At 70.3% G+C, this 21797-nt stretch carries 17 protein-coding genes; 5 read left to right on the top strand and 12 right to left on the bottom strand.

Going from position 1 to position 21797, the window contains the following annotated elements; translation table 11 throughout:
* Nucleotides 1-99: 99 nt before the first annotated feature.
* Nucleotides 100-1521, top strand: a complete 1422-nt coding sequence (locus ACWC1K_RS24120) for a GH39 family glycosyl hydrolase (RefSeq protein ID WP_450834130.1) — start codon at nt 100-102, stop codon at nt 1519-1521.
* A gap of 47 nt (nt 1522-1568) precedes the next feature.
* On the opposite strand, the gene ACWC1K_RS24125 is transcribed toward ACWC1K_RS24120, so the two are convergent.
* The 6 genes from ACWC1K_RS24125 to ACWC1K_RS24150 all read right to left on the bottom strand — a co-directional run bounded on the left by ACWC1K_RS24125 (nt 1569) and on the right by ACWC1K_RS24150 (nt 10201).
* Nucleotides 1569-5426, bottom strand: a complete 3858-nt coding sequence (locus tag ACWC1K_RS24125) for a lipopolysaccharide biosynthesis protein (RefSeq protein WP_450834131.1) — start codon at nt 5424-5426, stop codon at nt 1569-1571.
* Entirely contained in the window at nt 5419-6219 is an 801-nt protein-coding gene (locus ACWC1K_RS24130) for a polysaccharide deacetylase family protein (protein WP_450834132.1), read from the bottom strand. Before ACWC1K_RS24130 ends, ACWC1K_RS24125 begins: the two co-directional genes overlap by 8 nt.
* Entirely contained in the window at nt 6216-7211 is a 996-nt protein-coding gene (locus ACWC1K_RS24135; protein WP_450834133.1) for a glycosyltransferase family 2 protein, read from the bottom strand. Before ACWC1K_RS24135 ends, ACWC1K_RS24130 begins: the two co-directional genes overlap by 4 nt.
* Complete coding sequence (locus ACWC1K_RS24140; RefSeq protein ID WP_450834135.1) at nt 7208-8029, bottom strand: glycosyltransferase family 2 protein; 822 nt, start codon at nt 8027-8029, stop codon at nt 7208-7210. The genes ACWC1K_RS24135 and ACWC1K_RS24140 overlap by 4 nt, the downstream gene beginning before the upstream one ends.
* A 345-nt stretch (nt 8030-8374) precedes the next feature.
* Entirely contained in the window at nt 8375-8809 is a 435-nt protein-coding gene (locus tag ACWC1K_RS24145) for a hypothetical protein (protein WP_450834137.1), read from the bottom strand.
* 183 nt (nt 8810-8992) lie between these two features.
* Nucleotides 8993-10201: a S8 family peptidase gene (locus ACWC1K_RS24150; RefSeq protein WP_450834139.1), complete on the bottom strand. Its 1209-nt coding sequence runs from the start codon at nt 10199-10201 to the stop codon at nt 8993-8995.
* 315 nt (nt 10202-10516) lie between these two features.
* Between ACWC1K_RS24150 and ACWC1K_RS24155 the strand changes: the two genes are divergently transcribed.
* The gene (locus ACWC1K_RS24155; protein ID WP_450834141.1) at nt 10517-11323 is read left to right on the top strand and encodes an SGNH/GDSL hydrolase family protein; all 807 of its coding nucleotides are present in this window, start codon (nt 10517-10519) and stop codon (nt 11321-11323) included.
* Here the strand turns inward: ACWC1K_RS24155 and ACWC1K_RS24160 are convergent, their stop codons facing one another.
* From ACWC1K_RS24160 to ACWC1K_RS24175, 4 genes are all read right to left on the bottom strand, one after another.
* A complete protein-coding gene (locus ACWC1K_RS24160; RefSeq protein ID WP_450834143.1) occupies nt 11324-12928 on the bottom strand; it encodes a protein kinase domain-containing protein in 1605 nt (534 codons plus the stop codon). It abuts the gene before it with no gap.
* A gap of 63 nt (nt 12929-12991) precedes the next feature.
* Nucleotides 12992-14740 (bottom strand): urease accessory protein UreH domain-containing protein, encoded by a 1749-nt coding sequence (locus ACWC1K_RS24165; RefSeq protein WP_450834145.1) that lies wholly within the window; start codon nt 14738-14740, stop codon nt 12992-12994.
* Nucleotides 14737-16215 (bottom strand): tetratricopeptide repeat protein, encoded by a 1479-nt coding sequence (locus ACWC1K_RS24170; protein WP_450834147.1) that lies wholly within the window; start codon nt 16213-16215, stop codon nt 14737-14739. Before ACWC1K_RS24170 ends, ACWC1K_RS24165 begins: the two co-directional genes overlap by 4 nt.
* A gap of 90 nt (nt 16216-16305) precedes the next feature.
* Entirely contained in the window at nt 16306-17838 is a 1533-nt protein-coding gene (locus ACWC1K_RS24175; protein WP_450834149.1) for a DUF4331 domain-containing protein, read from the bottom strand.
* Nucleotides 17839-18088: 250 nt separating this feature from the next.
* Here ACWC1K_RS24175 and ACWC1K_RS24180 point away from each other — a divergent pair, with 250 nt between their 5' ends.
* The 3 genes from ACWC1K_RS24180 (at nt 18089) to ACWC1K_RS24190 (ending at nt 19845) form a co-directional block, all read left to right on the top strand.
* The gene (locus ACWC1K_RS24180) at nt 18089-18631 is read left to right on the top strand and encodes a sigma-70 family RNA polymerase sigma factor (protein WP_266953822.1); all 543 of its coding nucleotides are present in this window, start codon (nt 18089-18091) and stop codon (nt 18629-18631) included.
* Entirely contained in the window at nt 18628-19449 is an 822-nt protein-coding gene (locus ACWC1K_RS24185; protein WP_450834151.1) for an anti-sigma factor, read from the top strand. Before ACWC1K_RS24180 ends, ACWC1K_RS24185 begins: the two co-directional genes overlap by 4 nt.
* Before the next feature lie 126 nt (nt 19450-19575).
* Nucleotides 19576-19845, top strand: coding sequence for a hypothetical protein (locus tag ACWC1K_RS24190; RefSeq protein ID WP_450834152.1), 270 nt, complete (start codon nt 19576-19578; stop codon nt 19843-19845).
* Nucleotides 19846-20028: 183 nt separating this feature from the next.
* Here the strand turns inward: ACWC1K_RS24190 and ACWC1K_RS24195 are convergent, their stop codons facing one another.
* Nucleotides 20029-20811 (bottom strand): ABC transporter permease, encoded by a 783-nt coding sequence (locus ACWC1K_RS24195; RefSeq protein ID WP_450834154.1) that lies wholly within the window; start codon nt 20809-20811, stop codon nt 20029-20031.
* Nucleotides 20808-21755, bottom strand: coding sequence for an ATP-binding cassette domain-containing protein (locus tag ACWC1K_RS24200; protein ID WP_450834155.1), 948 nt, complete (start codon nt 21753-21755; stop codon nt 20808-20810). The genes ACWC1K_RS24195 and ACWC1K_RS24200 overlap by 4 nt, the downstream gene beginning before the upstream one ends.
* Nucleotides 21756-21797: the final 42 nt, after the last annotated feature.

Below are 21797 nucleotides of genomic sequence, written 5' to 3' on the forward strand. Positions count from 1 at the left end.
CGGGCGCTCCGCGCACTGGATTTCCCCCGCTCTGTCCTCGGTGTCTGTTTGCTACAACATCTGCCATACCTGGCATTCCGCCGGTTACTGTTTCCCTCGATGGGACGTCATGAGTGGACTTCGGGGGCGCGACGGTGGCGGCTCACCGCGCTGCTCGGCGTGGGCGTGGCCGCACTGGCTCTGGTCGTGACCCTGATCAACACGCTGCCAGGGAGCGGCGCCGGCACCGCGGGCACCTCGCGCAACGGCGACACCGTGCACGGCACCCCGGTGACCCCGCCCGACCAGGACAGGCCCGAGGTCGGCTGGGGCTTCACACACACCCAGTACAGCGCCGACGAGGGCAGCCCCGCCGCCACCGAGCGGGTCGAGGGGCTGATCTCGGACGCCGGGGGCATACCGCAGGACCAGGCGCTCATGGGCTGGGGCGCCGACAACCCCGAGCCGGTGAAGGGCCGTTACGACTTCGACGCGATGGACCGCCGTATCGACTTCATCCGCAAGTCCGGCGGCGCCCCGGTCGTCACCCTGTGCTGCTCCCCGGACTGGATGAAGGGCGGCAAGGCCGGCGTCGACAACACCGACTGGAGCCAGTCCGCGCTGGAGACCGCCCCGCGGCCCGAGCACTACGGGGACTTCGCCGCGCTCGCCGCGACCGTCGCCAAGCGCTATCCGGACGTACGCCACTTCATCGTCTGGAACGAGTTCAAGGGCTTCTGGAGCGATGCCAAGGGCCGCTGGGACTACGAGGGTTACACCAAGCTCTACAACCTGGTCCACCAGGCCCTGAAGAAGGTCGACAAGGACATCATGGTCGGCGGTCCGTACCTGGTCATGGACAGTGTCGACCCGCGCGCGGACGAGGCGTCCAAGACGTTCAAGGGCCCGTGGGGCGCCATGGACCAGCGGGTCCTCGACGCCTTCGACTACTGGAACAGGAACAAGGCGGGCGCCGACTTCGTCGTCGTCGACGGCTCCAGCTACACCAACGACGACGAGATGCTGCCGAACGAGTTCGCGGCGACCGACAAGTTCACCGCCGTCGGCAAGTGGGTGCGGCAGCGGACCGGCAACCTCCCGCTGTGGTGGTCCGAGTACTACGTCGAGCCCGCCGACGGCAACGACGACCGCAAGGGCTGGTCCGAGACCCGCCGTGTCGCCGTCCAGGCCGCCGGGATGATCGCCATGGTCAGGGGCGGCGCCTCCTCCGGCTTCTACTGGAACCCGGAGGACGAGAAGAGCAGCGACTGCGCGGGCTGCATGTGGACGCCGACCGACAGCGCGGACGGCGGCAGGAAGCTGCCCATGTTCGACCTGGTCTCCCGCTTCCACCGGGCCTTCCCGCCCGGCACGAAGTACGCGACCGTCTCCGTCGCCGCGGACGACGTGCCCAACGTCCGCGTCCTGGCCACCGACAAGACCGTCCTGGTGGTCAACACCCTCGACCGGTCGATCAGCGCGAAGGTCGACGGGAAGCGGTTCGAGATGCAGGCGTACGAAGTGAAGTGGCTGGGCCGGTAGGCCTGTCGGGCCCTTTCCCCGGTTGAGCCACTTCACCCCACGCGAGCTCACTTCATCGTCAGGAACCGCTGCACCAGCGAGGCCAGCAGCACCGCCAGCAGCGGCAGCGAGAACCAGAAGCTGCTCTGCAGCCACCGCAGCTGCCGCACGCCCGGCCGCACCGCGACCCGCACCACCTCGCGCGCCGTCAGCAGCACGATCAGCGCGAGGGCGGCCAGGGCGCCGACGACCGACCACGGCGTCCAGGTGATCTGCGGTCCGATCGGACCCGGATCCGGCTTCGCCACCTTGCCCTCGGGCTGCTTCCTGAGGGCGTAGACGGTGGCGTCGTCGTTGACGTACACCTTCTTCAGCTCGGGCCGCTGGTCCAGGTTCTGGATCAGCCGGGGCTCCCAGGTGTCCGAGTAGCCCACGTCCATCTCGAGATACGTCGTCTGGCTCTCGTTCACCATCAGATACGAGTTCGGGCCCGCGTCCTTGAGCGCCTTGACCAGGCCCGACACCAGCACCGGATCGGCGGGCGCCAGCGTGGGCACGTAGTTGACCCGCTCCATGTCCTTCGCGCCCCACGGCATCGCCGGCGTCACGTCGTTGACCGTGTCGTTGCTCAGCCACAGCAGCCGGACGGTCGGCTTGTCGTGGGCGTACACGTAGTCCATGGCGGCGACCTCGCCGGGCCGGACCCGTTCGAACGGCTCGTTGCCCCAACGGGCCACCAGGAAGCCGCCCATCAGGACCAGGCCCGCCATCAGCGCGGCCAGCGGGGCCAGGCTCACGCGGTCCCTGTCGCGTTCCTCGGCGGTGACGCCGGTGCGCGGGAACAGGGCGAGGCCGCCGAGGAGGGCCGCGCCCGGCACCGCGAACATGAAGACGCGCAGGGCCATCTCGCCGCCGTAGGACTGCATGCCGAAGCCGAGGAACGGGACGAACGTCAGCACCAGCAGCGAGCGCTCCCGGTACTTGTGGTCGCGCCGCCGCCACCAGCCCCAGCAGGCGAACGCCATCACACCGCCGGCCAGCAGCACGCGCGCGTACAGGACCAGCTTGTGGGTCGAGTCGCCGCCCTGGATACGGCCGGAGACCGAGGTGGAGACATTGCTGCCGACGCCGCCTACCCCGCCGAACAGCTCGTTGAAGTGCCCGGACCAGTACGGCTCGGCCATGAAGCCGATCCACACCGCGACCACCACGGCGAACAGGATGGGCAGGCCGCGCAGTTCGGACCTGCCGATCAGGACGAGTGCCGCGAGGACGCCCAGCATCACGAACGGGGTGAGCTGGTGCGCCGGGACGCTCGCCATGAACAGGCCGATCAGCACCCCGAGCAGGACGGCCTTCTGGCGGCGGTTCGCCGGCTCGACCTCCGCCTCGCCCGGCCGCTTCCTCGTCCAGATCACCCGCGGCTCACGGAACCAGACCAGCAGGATGGCGACGAAGGCGAGATAGAGGAGGTAGGTGAAGCCCTGCGGGGAGAAGTAGTCCTGGCCCACCCAGCTGCTGAGCACGAAGACCCAGATGCCGGTCCACTTGGCGCGCCAGCTCGCCCGCAGCGAGCGCACGAGCAGGAACATCGGGGCCAGATACAGGAGCTGGATGGTCAGCGGCCACCAGCGGATGAGCTCGGTGAGGTCGGTGACCCCGCAGGCCTTCGTGACGAACGCGGCCACCGCGAAGAAGCCCGGCCAGCTCCAGCGTGCGTCCAGGTCCGGTACGGCGGACCCGGTGCGGTCGATGTGGTCGAGGAACCCGAGGTGCTGCCAGGCCGTCGGGAACCGCGGCTCGGTCTCGATCACCGCGGGCAGCGCATGCAGCGACACCACGGTGGCCACCAGGGTGACCAGCAGCAGCGCCTTGTGCTCCCGGCCCAGCCACAGCAGCGAGGCGAACACCGCGACCAGCAGGGCCGCCCCGACCAGCGTCGGCAGCGGCAGCACCGAGATCAGGCCGAGCCCGCCCATCCGGTCCAGATCCGCCTCGCCCAGGCGCAGCGCGGGCACCCAGTACAGCAGCAGAGCGGTCACCAGCAGACAGCCGAGGACGACTCCGGGACGGGTGGGCCGCAACCGCTCCCGCCAGGAGAGCGGCGGCGGCTGGGGCCCTGACACGGGCGCCTCTTCCGGTACGAGCGGCGCCTCCGTCTTCCGTACGACTCTCTCGCCCGCGTCGAGGCCCCTGCGGAGCCCCCCGTCGAAACCCGCGTCGAAGCCGGGCTCGAACTCGGTCTCGAACGGCGCGTCCACCTCCATCTCGGCGGGTCCCAGGGAGGCTTCGGACCCCGGTTCGCGCTCTTCGACGGGCAGCCCGACCTCAGGGTTCTTCGCCCAGGTCGGCCGGTGGTCGACGCGTACGACGGGGGTGCCGGCGGGTGGCGTGCCCGGGCCCGGGCGGACGTCGGGACGGCGTTCCAGGTGGTCGAAGTCGACGTGGATACCGAGGGCGAGGGTGTCGGTGTCCAGCGCCCAGGCGGGTCCGCGTCGGCGGGGCTTCTCGGTGGCCGGGACCTCGCGCGCCCCCAGGTCGGCGAGGTCCCCGTCGGGCGCCGCGTCCTCCGGGACGGCGTCGGCCGGCGCGGCCCGGACCGTCCGGTACAGCTTGGGCGCGGCGATGGTGACGATCACCGCGAGCGAGGAGATCTCGGCGACGCCCGCGCCGGTCAGCCCCATGCGGGGGAGCAGCAGCAGCGTCAGACCGAGCACCAGGGCGCACAACAGGCCCTGCAGCCAGGCCAGTCCCGCGGTGCGGCTCTGCGCGCGCAGCACCGCGAAGTACGTCTCCATGACGACCCTGAGCAGCGCGCCGACCGCGAACCAGCGCAGCAGCGGCGTCGCCGCGTCCGCGTAGCCCTGGCCGAAGACACCGAGGATCCACGGCGCGCCGAGGAACAGCAGCCCGCAGATCGGCAGCATGATCCGCGCCATCCGCCTGAGCGCCGCCCGGGTGTTGGCGGACAGCCGGCCCGGGTCGTGCGAGCCCTCCACGGTCAGCGAGGCGCCCATGTTGATGGCCAGCAGGTTGATCGTGCCGCCGATCGTCGTGGTGATGTAGAAGTACGCGTTGTCCTCGGAGCTGACCTGCGAGGCGATGATCACCGGGATCAGATAGACCACGGCGAGCGAGAACAGCGAGCCGGTGTAGTCGCCCGCCAGGAACCTGCCGATCTCCTTCAGTGTCGGCGGTTTGGCGTGGTCCGCCGTGGCCTCGATGTGCCGGGGGACCAGCCGCCGGAACACCAGCAGGCCGAGCGGCACCACGGAGGTGGCGATCGCCAGCACCCAGGAGACGAACACACCGGTCGTGGGCATGCTGGCGGCGAGTCCGACCAGCAGCGCCAGCTTCACCGCCGAGAACACCGTGTTGCCGACCGGCACCCACGGCGCACTCCGCAGCCCGGTCAGCACCCCGTCCTGCAGCGTCAGCAGGTTCCAGGAGGCCACGGCCATGATGAAGCCGAGGCCCTTGATCGGCCCGTGCAGGAAGTGGTACGACGGCCCCCAGGTGCTGAGGGTCAGCAGGAAGATCCCCGCCGCGAACGACACCACCACACAACTCGCCGCGTACGTACGGAAGATGAGCCGTCCGGTGTGGCGCCCGGCGACCGGGATGAACCGGGCCAGGGCGCCCGTCAGGGTCACCGCCGTCAGCCCGGCCAGCAGCTTCATCGCGGCGATGGCGGCCGAACCCTGGCCCACCGCGGACTCGGAGTAGTAGCGGGCGGCGATCAGCCAGTAGCCCAGGCCCAGCACCGCGGAGATACCGGTGTTGAGCATCAGGGCGTAGGCGTTGCGGAACAGCGGACTGCCGCCCTTGGAGCTGCCCATCCCGGGCAGCCGAAGACGGCGCCCCGACTGCTCGGGCGCCTCGGTCGCGGGCTGCTTCGCCTCGGTCGTCGTGGTCGTGTCAGACACGGGAACGGATGGCCTTCCGGCGGACCTGTCGTGCTCTGCGGACCAGGGCGTACCCCTTGGTGAGGGCACGGTCCCCGGCGAAGGTGCGGGCGATCGCTCGGCCCTCGACCAACCGCTCGAACTCCTCGATGCCCGTGCTGCGGCGCACGGTCACACGCTGGAGGGCGTACGGCCCCTGCCGGCGGCGCGCGAGGCCGTTGCCGACGGCGAGCGCCTGGGCGTACCCCGTCTCGCGGACCGCCCGGCGCACCCGGCGGCTGGAGTAGCCGTAGGGGTAGGCGAAGGAGACCGGGACGGTGCCCAGTTCGTCGGCGACGATCTCCTTGCAGTGGATCAGCTCGTGCCGCAGCGATGCGTCGTCGAGCTGGTCGAGCTGCGGGTGGGTGTGGCTGTGGCCGCCGATCTCGACGTCCGCGGCCGCCAGTTCGCGCACCTGCTCCCAGTCCAGCATCGTGTCGAGGCCGCCCCCGGTGTCGTACGCGCCCTTGATCCAGCCGGTGGAGACGAACAGCGTGGCCGCGAAGCCGTGCTTGGCGAGCACCGGCAGCGCGTGCCGGTGCACCCCCTCGTAGCCGTCGTCGAAGGTGATCAGCACCGGGCGCGGCGGCAGGGAGCGGCCCGACCGCCAACTCGACGCCAGATCCGCTGTGTTGACCGGGGTGAGCCCCAGGTCGCCGATCATCGCCATCTGTTCGGCGAACGCCTCCGGCGCCACCGACAGCGTGCGGGTGGCGTCGTTCGGCGCGGTCGCGACCGAGTGGTACATGAGAACCGGTACGGGCGCTTCGCTCATTGAGATCCCCCCTCGATCCCGACCACGGAGAACGTGGCACCGCCCTTGCGGGCCCGGATGCTCCCCACCACGTACCCACCCGCCGCCGTCAGCACCCCGGCGACGATCGCGCCCGCCCGCCCCGCACCCCCCGGCCGGGCCAGCACGGCGTCGCGCAGACCGCGCACCACACCGGCCGGCAGCACCCGGGTGGCGTACCGGCGTTCGGACTCAAGTCCCTTCTCAGCCCCCACACTTCGCGCCACCAGCGCCTTGGACAGGCCCTCGGCGTACGCGCGCGTGCGGAAGTACCCGAAGTGCTCACGCGCCTCGGGCACCCGGTGATGGATCACCGCACGGTCGTCGATCAGCAGGATCGCGTCCGGTCTGGCGCGGGTCAGACGGATGCACAGCTCCGTCTCCTCGCAGCCCAGCGGGCGCTTGTCGCCGTCCCGCCCGATACCGGTCGCGAAACCGCCCGCCGCGTCGAACGCCGTACGGCGGAACGAGGCGTTGCCGCCGAGGACGTTGCGCACCCGCACCAGGCCCGGCGGCAGCCCCCTGTACGTACAGCCCACCACCCAGTCGAACTCCTCCGGGAACCAGGCCGGACGGCGGCCCGAGGCCCAGATCGGCATCGTACGGCCGCCGACGGCCATCACCCGCGGATCCGCGTACCCCTCGGCGAAACGCCGCAGCCACTCCCGCTCGGCCACGGCGTCGTCGTCGAGGAACGCGATCACCTCGCCCCGGGCGGCCGCGATACCGGTGTTGCGGCCGGCGGACAGCCCGCGGGGGCCCGCGTTGGCGAGCACGCGGACCTCACCGGTCTCCTGGTAGTCCTTGTACTCCTTGGCGAGCCGGTCCAGCAGAGCCGGATTGTGGTCGACGACCAGCAGGGTCTCCAGCGCGGGACGGGACTGCGCGCGCACCGAGGAGACCGCCGCGAGGATGTCCTCCCAGCGATCCTCGGTGTAGACGCAGATCACGACGGAGATGTCGAGACCGCTCAAGACACCTCTCCCCGCACCGAGTCGAGCATCGGCGAGTGGCGTTCCTGACTGCGCAGCGCGCGCCGGTTCGACCGCTCCTTGAGGATCACCTTGAGCACCCGGAACCCGTCCCGCACGGCCCGCAGATTGCTCGCGCCGTGGATGCGGAGGTACTCGTAACTCGGGATCTCCTGCACCTTGAGCCCCGCCTTGACCACCCTGATGTTGATCAGGGTCTCGATCTCGAAACCGGTGCAGTCCAGGGAGATCTTGTCCAGGCAGTGCCGCCAGAACGCGTTGTAGCCGTAGCACAGGTCCGTGTAGCGGGCGCCGAACTTGCGGTTGACGATGGTGCACAGCGCCCAGTTGCCCAGCTTGCGGATGAACGTCATGTCGTCGGTGCCGCCGCCGTTGGCGAAGCGGGACCCCTTGGCGAAGTCCGCGCCGGAGACCAGGGCGGACACGTACGACACGATCTCGTTGCCGTCGGCCGAGCCGTCCGCGTCGACCATCACGATGATGTCGCCGGTGCACGCCTCGAACCCCGTGATCAGGGCATCCCCCTTGCCCTTGCCCTGCTGCTCGACGACCTTGACGTTCGGCCACAGGTCCCGGGCCACTTCGACGGTGTCGTCCGTGGAATTGCCGTCCACCAGAACGACTTCGTGTATCCAGTCCGGAAGTGTCTTGAACACGTACGGGAGATTCTCCGCCTCGTTCATGGCGGGAATCACCACGCTCACCGGTGGCGCGATGGCCAGGTGAGAGGAGATCGGCCGGTATCGGCCGGCAAGTGACGGACCTTGGTCCGTGGCCGCCGGCCGCAGAACAGAACTCATGAGTCTGGTCCCTCTCGTCCGGTGGACCGCCCGCCCCTGGGCGGCCCGGTTGTGTATCCGGTTCGAAAGGGGGGTTTCACGCCTGTGGCATGACGAAATGGATCTCCGTGCACGCCGACGGCGAGCTGGCAAAGCTGCCCGTCTGCCGTGGAACGGCAGCCGGTCGCGCGGCACGACCCGGTCACAAGTGCGGTCACCGAGCACGGCACCCCCCTACCGCGCCCCACGCCGGGAACCATCGCGGTCCTGAGCCCTCCCCTGGGCCGCTCGATGATGGACCGATGCGGGTGAGATGTACGACGGTATTGACGATTGAACCCGTATGGCAAGACCTGGAACGAGGCCTCACCTTTTTGTTGGTTTGACCGTTACACAACCTAGAAGTAGGAAAAAACTGATCACGGTTACTGCGATGATTCCGCCGCGCACCGACCACCGGTGAACGGCCAACATGCCCTGTGCCACCAGCATGTTGAGAACAATTGCGCCCGCGACCGCGGCGAGTGTGCGGCCGAAGGGCTCCAGCCCGCGCAGCGCGGCCCCGATGGCCGTGGCGGGCGCGGCGAGCAGAAAAAACAGGGTGAGCGGCCCGCGCAGAGGTGAGCCCGAGTCGGCCAGCGCCAGCAGCGCGCCGAATCCCCCGACGGCCGTCGCGGCGCCCGCGAGCAGGGGCGACAGGTCCCTCCCCGGTCCTGATCGCGCCCGCTCGGCGCCGTCCGTCGACGAACCGCCGTCTGCCGAAGATCTGTTGGTGAGTCTCTTGATACGGATGGTCTGCATTGGCGACTTTGCCCCCCAGCGCGCCGGATGCCGGACTTCAATGTCGCGCAGCGCAAGAGGGGGCGTCAAGACACGGAACCCTCCCACAACTGTTCTCATCCGGCTTTAAACATGTGTTCCCCGGAGGCGTCGACTGCCTCCGGGGAACCGTGGTTCAGGCCGAGCCGGCCCCTCGCGCCGGTGCTACGGCACGAGCTTCAGGAGCTTGTTGGGCGAGCCGGAGCCCGCGCTGGTGACCACGCCGGAGGTGGCGCCGTTCACCAGGGCCGTGGCGACCTGGGCGGGGGTGGCCGAGGTGTGGCCCGCGAGGTAGACCGCCGCGGCGCCCGCGACGTGCGGAGTGGCCATCGACGTACCGGAGATGGTGTTGGTCGCGGTGTCGCTGGTGTTCCAGCCCGCCGTGATCGAGGAGCCGGGCGCGAAGAGGTCCAGGACCGAGCCGTAGTTGGAGTAGCTGGCCTTGGCGTCCGAGCTGGTGGTCGCGCCGACCGTGATCGCGGTGGAGACCCGGGCCGGGGAGTACGAGGAGGCGTTGGCGGAGCTGTTGCCCGCCGCGACGGCGTACGTCACGCCGCTGGCTATGGAGTTGGCGACCGCCGTGTCCAGCGAGGAGGAGGCGGAACCGCCCAGCGACATGTTCGCGACGGCCGGCGTGGTGTGGTTCTCGGTGACCCACTCGATGCCGTCGATGACGCCCGCGGTGGTGCCGGAGCCGTTGTTGTCGAGCACCCGGACGGCCACGATCTTCGCCTTCTTGGCGACGCCGTAGGTCGAGCCCGCGATTGTGGTGGCCACGTGGGTTCCGTGGCCGTTGCCGTCGGAGGCGGTGGTGTCGCCGTCGACCGCGTCGTAGCCGTAGGAGGCGCGGCCGCTGATCTGGCTGTGGGTGATACGGACGCCGGTGTCGATGACGTATGCCGTCACGCCGCTGCCCGCACTGTCGGGGTAGGTGTACGTGCCGGACAGCGGCAGCGCGGCCTGGTCGATGCGGTCCAGGCCCCAAGGGGCGCTCGACTGCGTGGTGTCGGTCAGGTGGACGGTCTGGTTCTGCTCGACGGAGGCCACCGACGGGTCGGCCGCGAGTCTCTTCGCCTCGGTCGCCGAGAGGGTGGCGGTGTACCCGTTGAGCACGGTGTCGAAGGTCTTGCGGACCGTGCCGCCGTACTCCTTGATCAGGCCCTTGCCCGCGCTGGAGGCCGCCTTGAGGCCGGCGCTCTTCTTCAGGGTGACGATGTAGCTGTCCTTGACCGCCGTGGGGGAGCCGGCTGCCAGGACCCTGCCCTCGGCCGGGGCGGCCTGGGCGGGGAGGGTGGTGAGTCCGCCGACGAGAGCGGCGGTCGCCAGACCGGTGGCGGCGGCGAACCGGAGCTTCCTGCTACGCAGTTGTGCCATGACGAGGGAGTCCTCCTCTGGGCGGCGCACGCCTGGGTCGGGCGCACGCCTGTGGGGGGTGCGCGCGAGGTCGCACGCACAGCCCGGAACGGCGCGTTCCCGTCCCAAGCCGAAGTAAAGAATGGGTCATCTGCGGGTGTGGGACAAGGGAGTTGAGGGGTCGTCAACAAACCTGTCATGGGCACGTAATCAAACATGCCGTGAAGCGCCGGTGGTGACCCGTCAGGATCTGAAAAGTCTTGACATGGACACTTCCCATCGACACGTGTCATTGGTACGACGGTTACGGCAGAGATCCTGCTAAAGGGAGGTTCCATGAGACGTTCCCGAATTGCCGTTTTCGTGAGCTCGATCCTCCTCGCCACCGGCACGGCCCTCACCGGGGCCACGGCGGCGCAGGCGTCCGGGCAGGCCGCAGCCACCGGCTATGTGGCCCTCGGCGACTCCTACTCCTCCGGCGTCGGCACCGGCAGCTACATCAGCGCCAGCGGCGACTGCAAGCGCAGCACCAAGGCCTACCCCAACCTCTGGGCGGCCGCCCACTCACCCTCGACGTTCGACTTCACCGCCTGCTCGGGCGCCCGTACGGGTGATGTTCTGTCAGGTCAGCTGGGTCCGCTCAGCTCCGCCACCGGCCTGGTCTCCATCAGCATCGGCGGCAACGACGCAGGCTTCTCCGACGTCATGACGACGTGTGTGCTCCAGTCCGACAGCACCTGCCTCTCCCGGATCAACACCGCGAAGGCGTACGTCGACTCGACGCTCCCCGGACAGCTGAACAACGTCTACTCGGCGATCACCGCCAAGGCCCCGAACGCCCACGTCGTCGTCCTCGGCTACCCCCGCTTCTACAAGCTCGGCACCACCTGCCTCGGTCTCTCCGAGACCAAGCGGAAGGCGATCAACGACGCGGCCGACTACCTGGACACCGCCACCGCCAAGGTCGCCGCCGACCACGGCTTCACCTTCGGCGACGTCCGCACCACCTTCACCGGCCACGAGATCTGCTCCGGCAGCTCCTGGCTGCACAGCGTCGAGTGGTTCAACATCGGCGAGTCGTACCACCCCACCGCGGCCGGCCAGTCGGGCGGCTATCTGCCCGTCCTGACCAGCGCGGCCTGATCACCCGGAAGGAGACGGCGAAGTACTGGAGGAGGCCCCGCCCGTCGGGGTCTCCGACACACAGGTCACCGAGAACGGAACCGAGTTGGACGTCGTCTGCTTCGGCGAGCGCACCTCGACACTGATCGAGTTCCGGAAGGTCCCGGTGTTGTTGTACGTCGTCACGAACGCCCTGTCCTGCTTGGTCTTCCCGCCGCCCTGCGGGAAGGACAGCGTCTTCCACCCCGGATCCATGATCTGCCCGTCCTTCGACAGCCAGCGGTAACTGACCTCCGCCGGCAGCTTTCCGACCGTGAAGGTCGCGGTGAATTCGGGCGCGTCGCTGCGGGCGGGCGGACAGGTGCCGGAGTAGTCGGTGTTCGAGCCGGACAGCGTGACGTTCACGGTCTGGGGTGCCGCCGTGGAGGCGCTGCTGCTCGGACTCGGCGTCGGGCTCGCGCCCGAGCCCGGGCTGCTGTGCGTGGCGGTCGACGGAGTCCTGGTGTCCGAACGGGGGGTGCCGGCATTGTTGTCGCCGCCGCCGTGGTCGCGGTTCAGCAGCGCGTACGTCAGCCCCGCGATGGCCAGGGCGAGGACGAGCACCCCGACGAGCAGGACGACACCGGCCCGGCGGTTGCGCTCCGGCGGCGGTGCGGCCGTCGCCGTCGTCCCGGGACCCGGCACCGGCTGCGTCCGTCCGACCGGATACGGCATCGCAGGCGTCGGCGACTGAGGCTGCGGGAACGCCGCGACCGTCGGGGCGAACGGAGACACCGGCGCGCCGTACGCGTGGGGCGTGCCGCCCGCCGCGATGATCCGCAGGTCCTGCTCGGCCTGGTCGGCCGGCAGCCGCTCGGCCGGGTCCTTGCGCAGCAGCCCCTCGACCACGGGGGTCAGCGGACCGGCCCGGTGCGGCGGCGGGAGCTCCTCGTCGACGATCGCGCGCAGGGTGCTGAGCGGGGTGTCCTGGCGGAACGGGGAGTTGCCCTCGACCGCCGCGTACAGCAGGACGCCGAGCGACCACAGGTCGGACTCCGGGCCGGGCGTGCGGCCCAGCGCCCGCTCCGGCGCCAGGAACTCCGGCGAGCCGATCACCTCCCCGGTCATCGTCAGTGCCGAGCTGCCCTCGACCTGCGCGATACCGAAGTCGGTGAGCACCACCCGGTCGTCGTTCGACAGCAGCACATTGGCCGGCTTCACGTCCCGGTGCAGTACCCCGGCCTCGTGCGCCGCCCGCAGCGCGGCGAGCACCTCGGCGCCGATGTGTGCGGCGCGCCGCGGATCCAACGGGCCCTCGGCGTCCAGGAGTTCGGCCAGCGAGATGCCGCGGACCAGCTCCATGACGATCCACGGCCGGCCGTCCTGGGTCGCCACGTCGTACACCGTGACGACATTGCGGTTGGCGACCCGCGCGGCCGCCCACGCCTCGCGCTCCAGCCGGGCGTACATCCGCTCCACGTCCGAAGCCGGCAGCCCGGCGGGCGCACGCACCTCCTTGACGGCGACCTCACGGTGCAGCACCTCGTCCCGGGCGCGCCACACGGTTCCCATGCCGCCCTCGCCGAGGGGGGACAGGAGACGGTAGCGGCCCGCGATCAGACGTTCACTGCCCGATTCTTCGGACACGGGCGTCCCCCATTCGCATCCGCGTGCTTTCTCCACTCCGTGCGTTTTCTTCCCCAACGTAGCTCAGCCGAGTGCGGATGCGGCCCCCTTGAGTACCAGTCCCACCCCAAGAGCCACGACGAGGAACGCCGAGCCCAGGGGCGCGGTCCTGCGGACGAGGGCCGCCATCGGGTGGGTGGTCCAGCGGGGGCGCCTGTCCAGCACACGGTTCATCCCGGTACCCAGCTTGACGACGGCGAACCCCGCCGCGGTGAGGGTGAGGGCGAGCCCGACGCCGTACGCGACGACCAGCAGCAGCCCGAACCAGGCCTGACCGAGCGCCGCCGCGCCGACGAGCACGACGACCGCGGAGGGACTGGGCACGAGACCACCGGCGAAGCCCAGCAGGATCGTGCCGCGCAGGGTGGGGGCGACGGAGTGGGTGTGGGTGAAACCGCCGTGGGTGTGCTCGACGGTGTGTGAGTGGGGGTGGGGGTGGTCGGAGTGGTGGGTGTGGCTGTGGTCGCGATCGTGGCTGTGAGGGTGGTCGTGATCGTGGTCGTGGCTGTGAGGGTGGTCGTGTTCGTGATCGTGGTCGTGCGTGTGGCCGGGGGAGTGCGTGTGGGAGTGGGCCTCGGCTGCCGCCGAGGCGGTTTCGGTGTGGGCGGCCACCAGGACCAGGGCGCGTTCCTCGGGCTCGGCGGACTCGTGCGGATGCGTGTGCCCGCCGGGGCCGTGCGGGTGCGGATGGTCGTGGTCGTGGGTGTGCCCGTGGTCGTGGGTGTGTCCCGGGCCGGGGCCGCGGTTGCGCCAGGCCCGGCGTACGAGGGTTGCGCCCGCGCAGGTCACCATGACGCCGCTCGCGATGCCCAGCCAGATGATCACCGAGGGGGCCGCCGCGGAGCCCGCCGTGACCAGGAGGCCGAGGGCGACCACGCCCAGCGTGTGGGTGACCGTGACCGAGGCGGCCAGGGGCATGACGTCCTTGAGGCGGGCGCGGCCGCCGCGGGCGGCTGCCGTCGCGGCCATCAGGGTCTTGCCGTGTCCCGGGGCGAGCGCGTGCATCGCGCCCAGGACGACCGCGATGAGCAGCGAGAGCGCGGCGAAGCCGAAGGTGAGGTCGTGGCGGGCCACCAGGTTGTTCAGGGCCTGCGTCCAGCGGTCCGCGCCGCGCGGCAGCACGGAGGCCGCGGGGGCGTTCTGGCGCTCTTCGACCAGGGCCGGTCCACCGGGCCGCACGCGCAGCGAGGCGGTCGAGGTGTCGGCGGGGGAGGAGAGCAACTCCTTGGGGTAGCTGGTGAGTTCATGGGAGACCGAGGCCCTGGGCACGTCCGTCGCGGTGAGCGTCATCCGGTCGCCGCGCGCGGTGATCTCGCGCCAGCCGGGCCCGGAGGTGGCGCCCTCGCTGTGGAAGCCGAGGGTCACGGTGTCGCCCTTGGGGAGCGGCGCGGTCAGCCGGCACTCCACCCGGACGGTGTTCAGCCCGGCCTGCCCGGGCCGCAGCTGAGCCCTGCTGCTCCCCACGGTCAGCGTGCTGGCCCGTCCGTCGACCGTGACCTTGCTGCCTTCGGCCGCCTTCGCGCACCGCTCCTTCGCCCACTCGCTCATACCGAGCCGCTTGATGTCGGGCTTGGCCTGGGTGGCCGGGATCTCGGCGAGGTCCTCGACGTGGTCGACGCGGAGCTTGCCGGGGGCGGCGACCAGGCCGTCGTAGCGGTTGACGGTGAAGTTGCCGAGGGGGTGCGCGCTCGCGCCGGTGGAAGGTACCAGCGCGAGCGCGCAGGCCGCCGTGAGGACGGCCCCGGTGGAGGCGAGCAATCGACGGGGGTTCACTTCGCCGCCTCCAGGTCTGCGAGTGCCGTGCGTGCTTCGCGGGCGCCCAGCGGCGAGAAGCCGGGGTTGAGTTTCAGCGCCGCCTTGAGGGAGTCACGGGCGTCCTCGGTGTGGCCGGTGGCGCGTTCGATCATGCCGCGGTGGTAGAGGAAAGAGGCGTTGCGGTAGCCGGTGGCCGTCGCCTGCCGGGCGTACGGAAGAGCCTCCTTGTCCTTGCCGTTGACGTGCAGCGCCCAGGCCAGGGCGTCCGCGGTGTGCACGGTGTGGCGCCGGGCCCATTCGGCGCGGGCGGCGCGCAGGGCCGCGGCCTTGTCGCCGTGGTCGGCCGCCGCGAGGGCGGTGTCGAGATCGGCGTTGACGCCGTTGGCACGGGCCAGGGCGATCCAGGCGTCCACGAGGGCGTACTGGTCGCGGGCCTTCGCCCGGTCGCCGTCGGCGCCGCGGTCCTCGTACATCTCGCCCAGTTCCACGAGCGGCCCGGGCAGCGGGTAGCGGGCGACGAGCTGCTCCATGTCCCTGAGCCCGGTCGCCTTGTCGCCGCTCGCGTACTCGGCGCGGGCGCGGCCCTCCAGCGCCGGGAGGTAGGTGTCGTCGGCGGCGAGGGCGCGGGCGTAGTAGTCGACCGCCGTCTTGTAGTCGCCCTGGTTCCAGGCGAGTTGGCCGAGCTGGAAGGCGACGTAGGAGATGTCGCCCTTGGTGCTCGCGGTGCCGAGGGCCTGCTCCAGGACCCGGCGGGCCGTCTTCACGTCCCCGCGCAGCTCGTGCACATACGCGTACCGCGTGAAGACGGGGATGCCCGGGCGCCGCGAGTCCGCGGTGTCGGCCGCCTTCGACGCGTCGGCGTAGCGGCCGAGTTCGACGAGGGCGTCGACACGGGAGGAGAGGGCGCTTTGGCTGTAGGGGTTCTCCTTCAGCACCTGGTCGGCGTACTTCAGGGCGTCCTTGAAGTCGTGCCGGGCCGCGGCGAGGGCTGCCTGCCCGGTGATGGCCTGCTCGTTGCCGGGCTTCACGGCGAGCGAGCGCTTCAGGGCCCTGTCGGCCTGCGGGTAACGGGAGGGGTCACCCTTGGTGCGCGCCTGTTCGACATACGCCAGCCCGAGACCGGCCCAGCTCCCGAAGTCCCTTGGCTGCGCCTTGAGATGGGCCTGCAGGGCGAGGATGCTCGCGTCGATGTCCCCGCTGTTCAGCAACGCCGGCGACAGCGCACTGGGCGCGGCGGAGACGGTCGTGGTGTTCCCGTCCCGGATGGCGCCGTAAGCAATGGACCCACCGGTGAGTGCGACAGCCAACAGGGCGGCGATCCCGGCCAGTTGCCCCATGTGCCACCGCCGCCCAGCGGCCGCGACCCGCCGGACCGCGGCAACGCGTTGGTCGGCGGACGCGCCTTCTGGGGAGCCGGCGGCTGTTTCCAACTCCGGCTCGGCAACCGTGGCACTCTCCGCGAAGCCTTCGTTGTCCTCAGTGTCCGGGGCCATGCCCTCTCCTCCAGGGTGTATGGGCCGAAGCCCGCGGACCGGGCGGTGCCGCTCCGAAGAAACCGCCCGGTCCGCCGGTAATAGTGCGGGCTAGTACGCGCGGCTGCGCATCCGGCGCCACCACATGAGGCCCGCGCCGATCAGCGCGATACCGGCAGCTCCGCCACCGGCCGAAGCCGCGATCAGCGTGGTGTTGTTCATGCCGCCGGCCGACGCGGGCTGCAGCGCGTCACCGAGCTGGCTCTTGACGTCGCTGCCGCTGGAGACGCCCTTGGCGGTCGCACCGCGCGAACCGGAGGTCGGGTTGGCCAGGTACGGGAAGTACTTGCCGAAGCCCTTGTCGTTCTTGTCCACCGCGTCGCCCAGGTCGTTCTTCGAGCCGACCAGTTCGCCCTCCACGACCTGGAGCGCCTCGTCGATCACGTCGTCGGTGAGCCGGCGCCCGTTCGGGAAGCCCGCGTTGTCACCGTCGAGAACGCCCAGCCGCTTCGGATAGGCGGTCGGCTTGATCGACGTGTTCAGGCGCAGTTCCTCCGCCGGACGCACGTACGGCGGCTGGTTGAGGCCCTTGACGCCCTTCAGGAACACGTCGACGAGGTCGTTGCGCGGCTCCGACGGTGCCTTGATCTTGTAGATCGCCTCGATGAGCTTCGGCAGCTCCGGGTTGGTCACGTTCTTCAGGAACTGCCCGTCCTCCCACGGCGAGGACGCGTTGAACTTGTCCTTGTCCTTCAGCGGGTTGACGACCTCGTTGACCAGCGGGTTGCCCAGGCGCGAGACCTGCTCGTAGTAGCCCCGGGCGTTCCTGCGCGCGACGGTCGACCAGACGCCGATGACCGGCTGATGCTTGGACTCCGTGAGCATGTCCGTGGGCAGCTGCAGGGCGATCGAGTTGACGTTGTAGCCCTTGAGGGTGTCCCGGCCGACCTCGGAGAGGTTCCCGCCGTACAGCAGGTCGAAGACGCGCAGGTCGGCGAAGAACGGGTCGTCTGCCTGGCCGGCGAAGGTCTGGCCGCCGTTGGAGAGCTTGTAGATCGCCTGGTCGCGCAGCTTGCCGTAGTCGGGCATCGACGCCTTGCCGACGTCCGACGGTGCCACCGGAATGTCGTCGGCGAGCCTGGTCTTCGAGACGACCCTCTGGTTCTTCAGCTTGATCAGGTCGATGTTGTACGTCTGCGTGATGTTCAGGTCCGGGTCGGTCAGATTGCTGACCACGCCCGTGTTGTACAGGAACGACTTCTTGTTCTTCGTCTGCGTGCGGAACGTGTAGCGCAGCAGCAGGTCCCCCTGCGCGTCGCCGTTGTTGTCGATGTGGATGTCGTACTGGGCGTCGTCGCCGAACTGGTAGAAGTTCGGGCCGCCGGCCGGTTCCTCGAACGGGATGAAGTTCGCGATGACCGTCGTGGTGTCCGGCTTGTCCGGGCTGACGAACGCGTACAGGTCCGTGTTGTCGTACTGGGGCTGCCCCGAGATCAGCGGGGCCTCCCGGTGGCTGGAGGCGGATGCCGCCCCCGGTTCCAGCGTGGCCACACCGGCGGCCGCGAGCCCGCCGGCGGCCAGCGCACTGGCTATCAGGGTCGCGATGCTCCTGCGTCCCGAGCCGCTCCTGGAGATAGGTGTCATGCCGTCCGTCCTCAGTCCCAACTTGCCTGACGAACGCTGATTCGGAGCGGTCGCCGGAGTGGATTGGTGGAATCTCAAAGGTCTTTACGGCAAAGCCCTGATCTTGTTTCAGTCGAGCCGCGAAACTTCTTTGGTGAGGTGCCGACCCGCGTTTCGGGCGCGCTGATCCGTACCCCATCCGGAGGTGCGTTCGTTGCGAATGCCTGGTGTGACGGGACGGGGCCCATGCGGGCGGGGAGAGGGGGACCGAGTGGAGGCGGACGAGCTTCTGGTACTCGTGGCAGGCGGCGACCAGAAGGCATTCGAGGAGCTGTACGGCCTGGTGTCCGGTCCGGTGTTCGGACTGGTCCGCCGGGTGGTACGCGACCCCGCGCAGTCGGAGGAGGTGGCGCAGGAAGTGCTGCTCGAACTCTGGCGGTCCGCCGCGCGGTTCGACCCCGGCCGCGGCAGCGCCCTGTCCTGGATCCTCACCCTCGCCCACCGCCGCGCCGTCGACCGGGTGCGCAGCGCCCGCGCGGCCGTCGACCGCGAGCAGCGCGAGGCGCGCCGGGCCCACCATCCCGCCTTCGACCAGGTCACCGAGGAGGTCGAGGCGGGTCTCGAACGCGAGTGGGTACGCCGCTGCCTGGACCGCCTCACCACCCTGCAGCGCCAGTCCGTCACCCTCGCCTACTACGACGGCTACACGTACCGTGAAGTGGCCGAGCGGCTCTCGCTGCCGCTGGGCACGGTCAAGACCCGGATGCGCGACGGACTCACCCAGCTGCGCAAGTGCCTGGGAGGTGTCGCATGAGTCTGCTCGCCCGACTGCTCGGCCGCGGGGATCTGCACTCGCTCGCGGCCCCCTATGCGCTCGACGCCCTGGAGCCCGCGGAGCGGGTCCGCTTCGAGCGGCACCTGAAGGACTGCGAGCGCTGCCGTGCCGAGGTGCGTGGCCTGTCCGAGGACGCCGTCCGCCTCGCCTGGTCCACGGCCGCCCCGCCGCCGGCCGCGATGCGCGACCGGGTGCTCGCCGCCGTTCGCGCCACCCCCCAGGAGGCGGGGCCGGTCGCCAGGGAGCGCACGCCCCAGCTGCCGCCGCACGTCTGGGGCACGCAACCACCGCCGGGACGCTCCCGTGCGCCGCGTGAGCGCCGCCCCTTCTTCGTGCCGTTCGCCACGGCGACGGCGGCCGCGGCCCTCGTCGTCGCCTCGCTGTTCGCCGTCCAGGCGAACCGGACCCAGGACAAGCTGGACGCCGAGCGCGCCCAGGCACGTGAGATCGCCCACGTTCTCGCAGCTCCCGACGCGCGGGCGACCACTCGCAAGGACCCCCAGGGCCGAAGTATCGGAGCCGTGGCCTCCGCATCGGAGGGGCAGGCCGTCGTCACGCTGAGCGGATACGGAGCCCTGCCCAGCGGACGCGTGCACCAGCTCTGGCTCATGCGCCCCGGTGTGCAACCACGCTCCCTCGGGCTCTTCGGGGGCGGCGACACGCCCTTGGTCGCGACCGACCTGAGCAAGTCGGCCACGTCACTCGCAGTGACCGTCGAGCCCGACGGTGGCTCACCACAGCCCACCAGCCAGCCCATTGTCCAACTCGCCCTGAAATCGGTTGGATTCGGAGAGTGACCATGGAGGAGTCGTCAACGCCCTTATGGGGAAGGTGAATCCTGTGACCGCGATACACGCGTGCCTCGGGGGAGCGATAGGGTTACCCTGCCCGGGCCGGGTGGACTCGTACGGGTGGGGAGTGACATGGAACAGATAACAATGCGCAGCAGGGCCAGGGTCCCTGCGATCACCTACGGGAGCAGTGCGACCAGTTCGCGTCTCGACCGCCATCTCTCGGTGCTGGGCGGCCCGGCCGTACCGCAGCGCGAGACGGCCGAGGCGACCTCGCTGATGCGTGAGCTGACCGCGCGTGACACCCCACGTGAGCGCAGCGCCAGCGGCAACCGGATCAGCCATGTGCTGCTCTTCGCGCCGCTGCGCCGACTGCGCCGTTCGCTGTTCGGCGGGCGCTGAGCCGTACCGGCGTTCGTGTGTCCGGTGCAGTACTGCGGCAGTCGTCCGTCATCCCCACGGCATGCAGTGGTGCACCGGCTCGCAGCCCGTACTCGGGCGTGTCCCTGTCATGGACGGTGTCTTCGGTGCGTTCCACCCGCTCTGCACCGAAGACAACTGCCCGTCGACCCCCAGCTGTTGAGATCACCGGCCCCCGTACGTGTACCTCCGTACCGAGAGCGGCATGAACACGGCGATCAGCGCCACGCACCACACCAGTGACCCGGCGATCGGATGCGCCACCGGCCAGGCGGCATCCACCGGCACCGGCGCGTTCCCGAACAGGTCCCGCAGTGCCGTCGTCACCGCGCTGATCGGATTCCACTCGGCGACCGTGCGCAGCCAGCCCGGCAGGCCGTCGGTCGGGATGTACGCGTTGGACAGCAGCGGCAGTACGAACGTCGAGGCGCCGAGCTGCCCGGCCGCATCCTCGCTGCGAGTGAGCAGTCCGAGGAAGATCCCGATCGACGTGCAAGCGAACCGGAACAGGAGCAGCAGCCCCACGGCGCCCACGGCCCGGAGCGCGGACCCCTCGACCCGCCAGCCCACCGCCAGGCCGACCAGGAGCAGGGGAACCGTCCCGATCGCCGTGACCACGAGGTCGGCCACCGCCTGCCCGAGCGGCACGGCCGCGCGGCTCACCGGCATCGCGCGGAAGCGGTCCATCACGCCGCGGTGCGCGTCGGCGGCCGCCTGGAACATGCCGGTCATCAGCCCGCCCGCGGCCGTCGAGACCAGCAGCCCCGGCACCAGGAAGGACCGGTACGCGTGGCCGGGCATCGCGAGGGCGCTGCCGAAGACGTAGCCGAAGAACAGCAGCATGTTGATCGGCATGACCTGGGTGAGGATCGCCAGCCCGGGACTGTTGCGGACCCGCCGCAGCTGCCGGCCGACCATCGCGAGACCGTCGTACGCCAACGTGCTCATGCTGCGGGCTCCTTGATGTCGGCGGTCAGTCGGATGAAGGCCTCGTCGAGCGTCGGCTGCCGCAGGGTCACGTCGAGCAACGGCACGCCCGCCGCGTCGAGTTCGCGCACCAGGCGGGGCAGGGTGAGCGTCCGGTCCCTGGTGACCGCGCCGACGGCGTCGCGTTCACGGTCGAACGACGGCTCGGTTCCGGTGAGTTGATCGAGCACTCCGGCCGCCTTCGCCATCATGTCCGCGTCCGCGACGACGACCTCGACATAGGCCCCGATGAGCGCCTTGAACTGGTCCGGCGAGCCCGAGTGTGCCACCCGCCCGCGGTCCACCAGGGCGATGTCGTCGGCGAGTTGGTCGGCCTCCTCCAGGTACTGCGTGGTCAGCAGCACCGTCGTGCCGTCGGCCGTGAGCTCGCGCACGGCCTTCCAGATCAGAGTGCGGCTGGCCGGGTCGAGTCCGGTCGTCGGCTCGTCCAGGAACAGCACCTCGGGCCGGCGGATCAGACTCGCCGCCAGGTCCAGCCGGCGGCGCATGCCACCGGAGTACGTCGACGCCGCCCGGCCGGCGGCCTCGGCCAGCCCGAACCGTTCGAGGAGTTCCTCGGCGCGCTGCCCCGGCGCCCGTACCCGGTGCAGTCGCGCGAACAGCCGCAGGTTCTCACGGCCCGTGAGATCACCGTCGACCGACGCGTACTGCCCCGTGACCCCGATCCTGCGCCGGACCTCAGAGGGCTCCCGGACGAGGTCGTGCCCCGCGATCCGCGCCGAGCCCGCGTCCGGCCGCAGCAGGGTCGTCAGCAGTCGTACGGCCGTCGTCTTGCCCGCCCCGTTCGGCCCGAGGACACCGCAGACCGTGCCCCGGGCCACCGCGAGATCCAGCCCGCGCACCGCGTGCACTGCGCCGAACCTCTTCTCCAGACCTTCACTAAGTACAGCGTACGTAGAAGTCATGTCTCGACCATAGCGCACTACGTACGGTGTACGTAACTAGGA

The sequence above is a fragment of the Streptomyces sp. NPDC001492 genome (assembly GCF_053597275.1).

Excerpts from the sequence above, each read along its gene's own strand:
- ACWC1K_RS24120 (WP_450834130.1), top strand. The coding sequence starts at position 100 with ATGGGACGTCATGAGTGGACTTCGGGGGCGCGACGGTGGCGGCTCACC.
- ACWC1K_RS24130 (WP_450834132.1), bottom strand. The coding sequence starts at position 6,219 with ATGAGCGAAGCGCCCGTACCGGTTCTCATGTACCACTCGGTCGCGACC.
- ACWC1K_RS24140 (WP_450834135.1), bottom strand. The coding sequence starts at position 8,029 with ATGAGTTCTGTTCTGCGGCCGGCGGCCACGGACCAAGGTCCGTCACTT.
- ACWC1K_RS24145 (WP_450834137.1), bottom strand. The coding sequence starts at position 8,809 with ATGCAGACCATCCGTATCAAGAGACTCACCAACAGATCTTCGGCAGAC.
- ACWC1K_RS24150 (WP_450834139.1), bottom strand. The coding sequence starts at position 10,201 with ATGGCACAACTGCGTAGCAGGAAGCTCCGGTTCGCCGCCGCCACCGGT.
- ACWC1K_RS24155 (WP_450834141.1), top strand. The coding sequence starts at position 10,517 with ATGAGACGTTCCCGAATTGCCGTTTTCGTGAGCTCGATCCTCCTCGCC.
- ACWC1K_RS24170 (WP_450834147.1), bottom strand. The coding sequence starts at position 16,215 with ATGGCCCCGGACACTGAGGACAACGAAGGCTTCGCGGAGAGTGCCACG.
- ACWC1K_RS24175 (WP_450834149.1), bottom strand. The coding sequence starts at position 17,838 with ATGACACCTATCTCCAGGAGCGGCTCGGGACGCAGGAGCATCGCGACC.
- ACWC1K_RS24185 (WP_450834151.1), top strand. The coding sequence starts at position 18,628 with ATGAGTCTGCTCGCCCGACTGCTCGGCCGCGGGGATCTGCACTCGCTC.
- ACWC1K_RS24190 (WP_450834152.1), top strand. The coding sequence starts at position 19,576 with ATGGAACAGATAACAATGCGCAGCAGGGCCAGGGTCCCTGCGATCACC.
- ACWC1K_RS24195 (WP_450834154.1), bottom strand. The coding sequence starts at position 20,811 with ATGAGCACGTTGGCGTACGACGGTCTCGCGATGGTCGGCCGGCAGCTG.
- ACWC1K_RS24200 (WP_450834155.1), bottom strand. The coding sequence starts at position 21,755 with ATGACTTCTACGTACGCTGTACTTAGTGAAGGTCTGGAGAAGAGGTTC.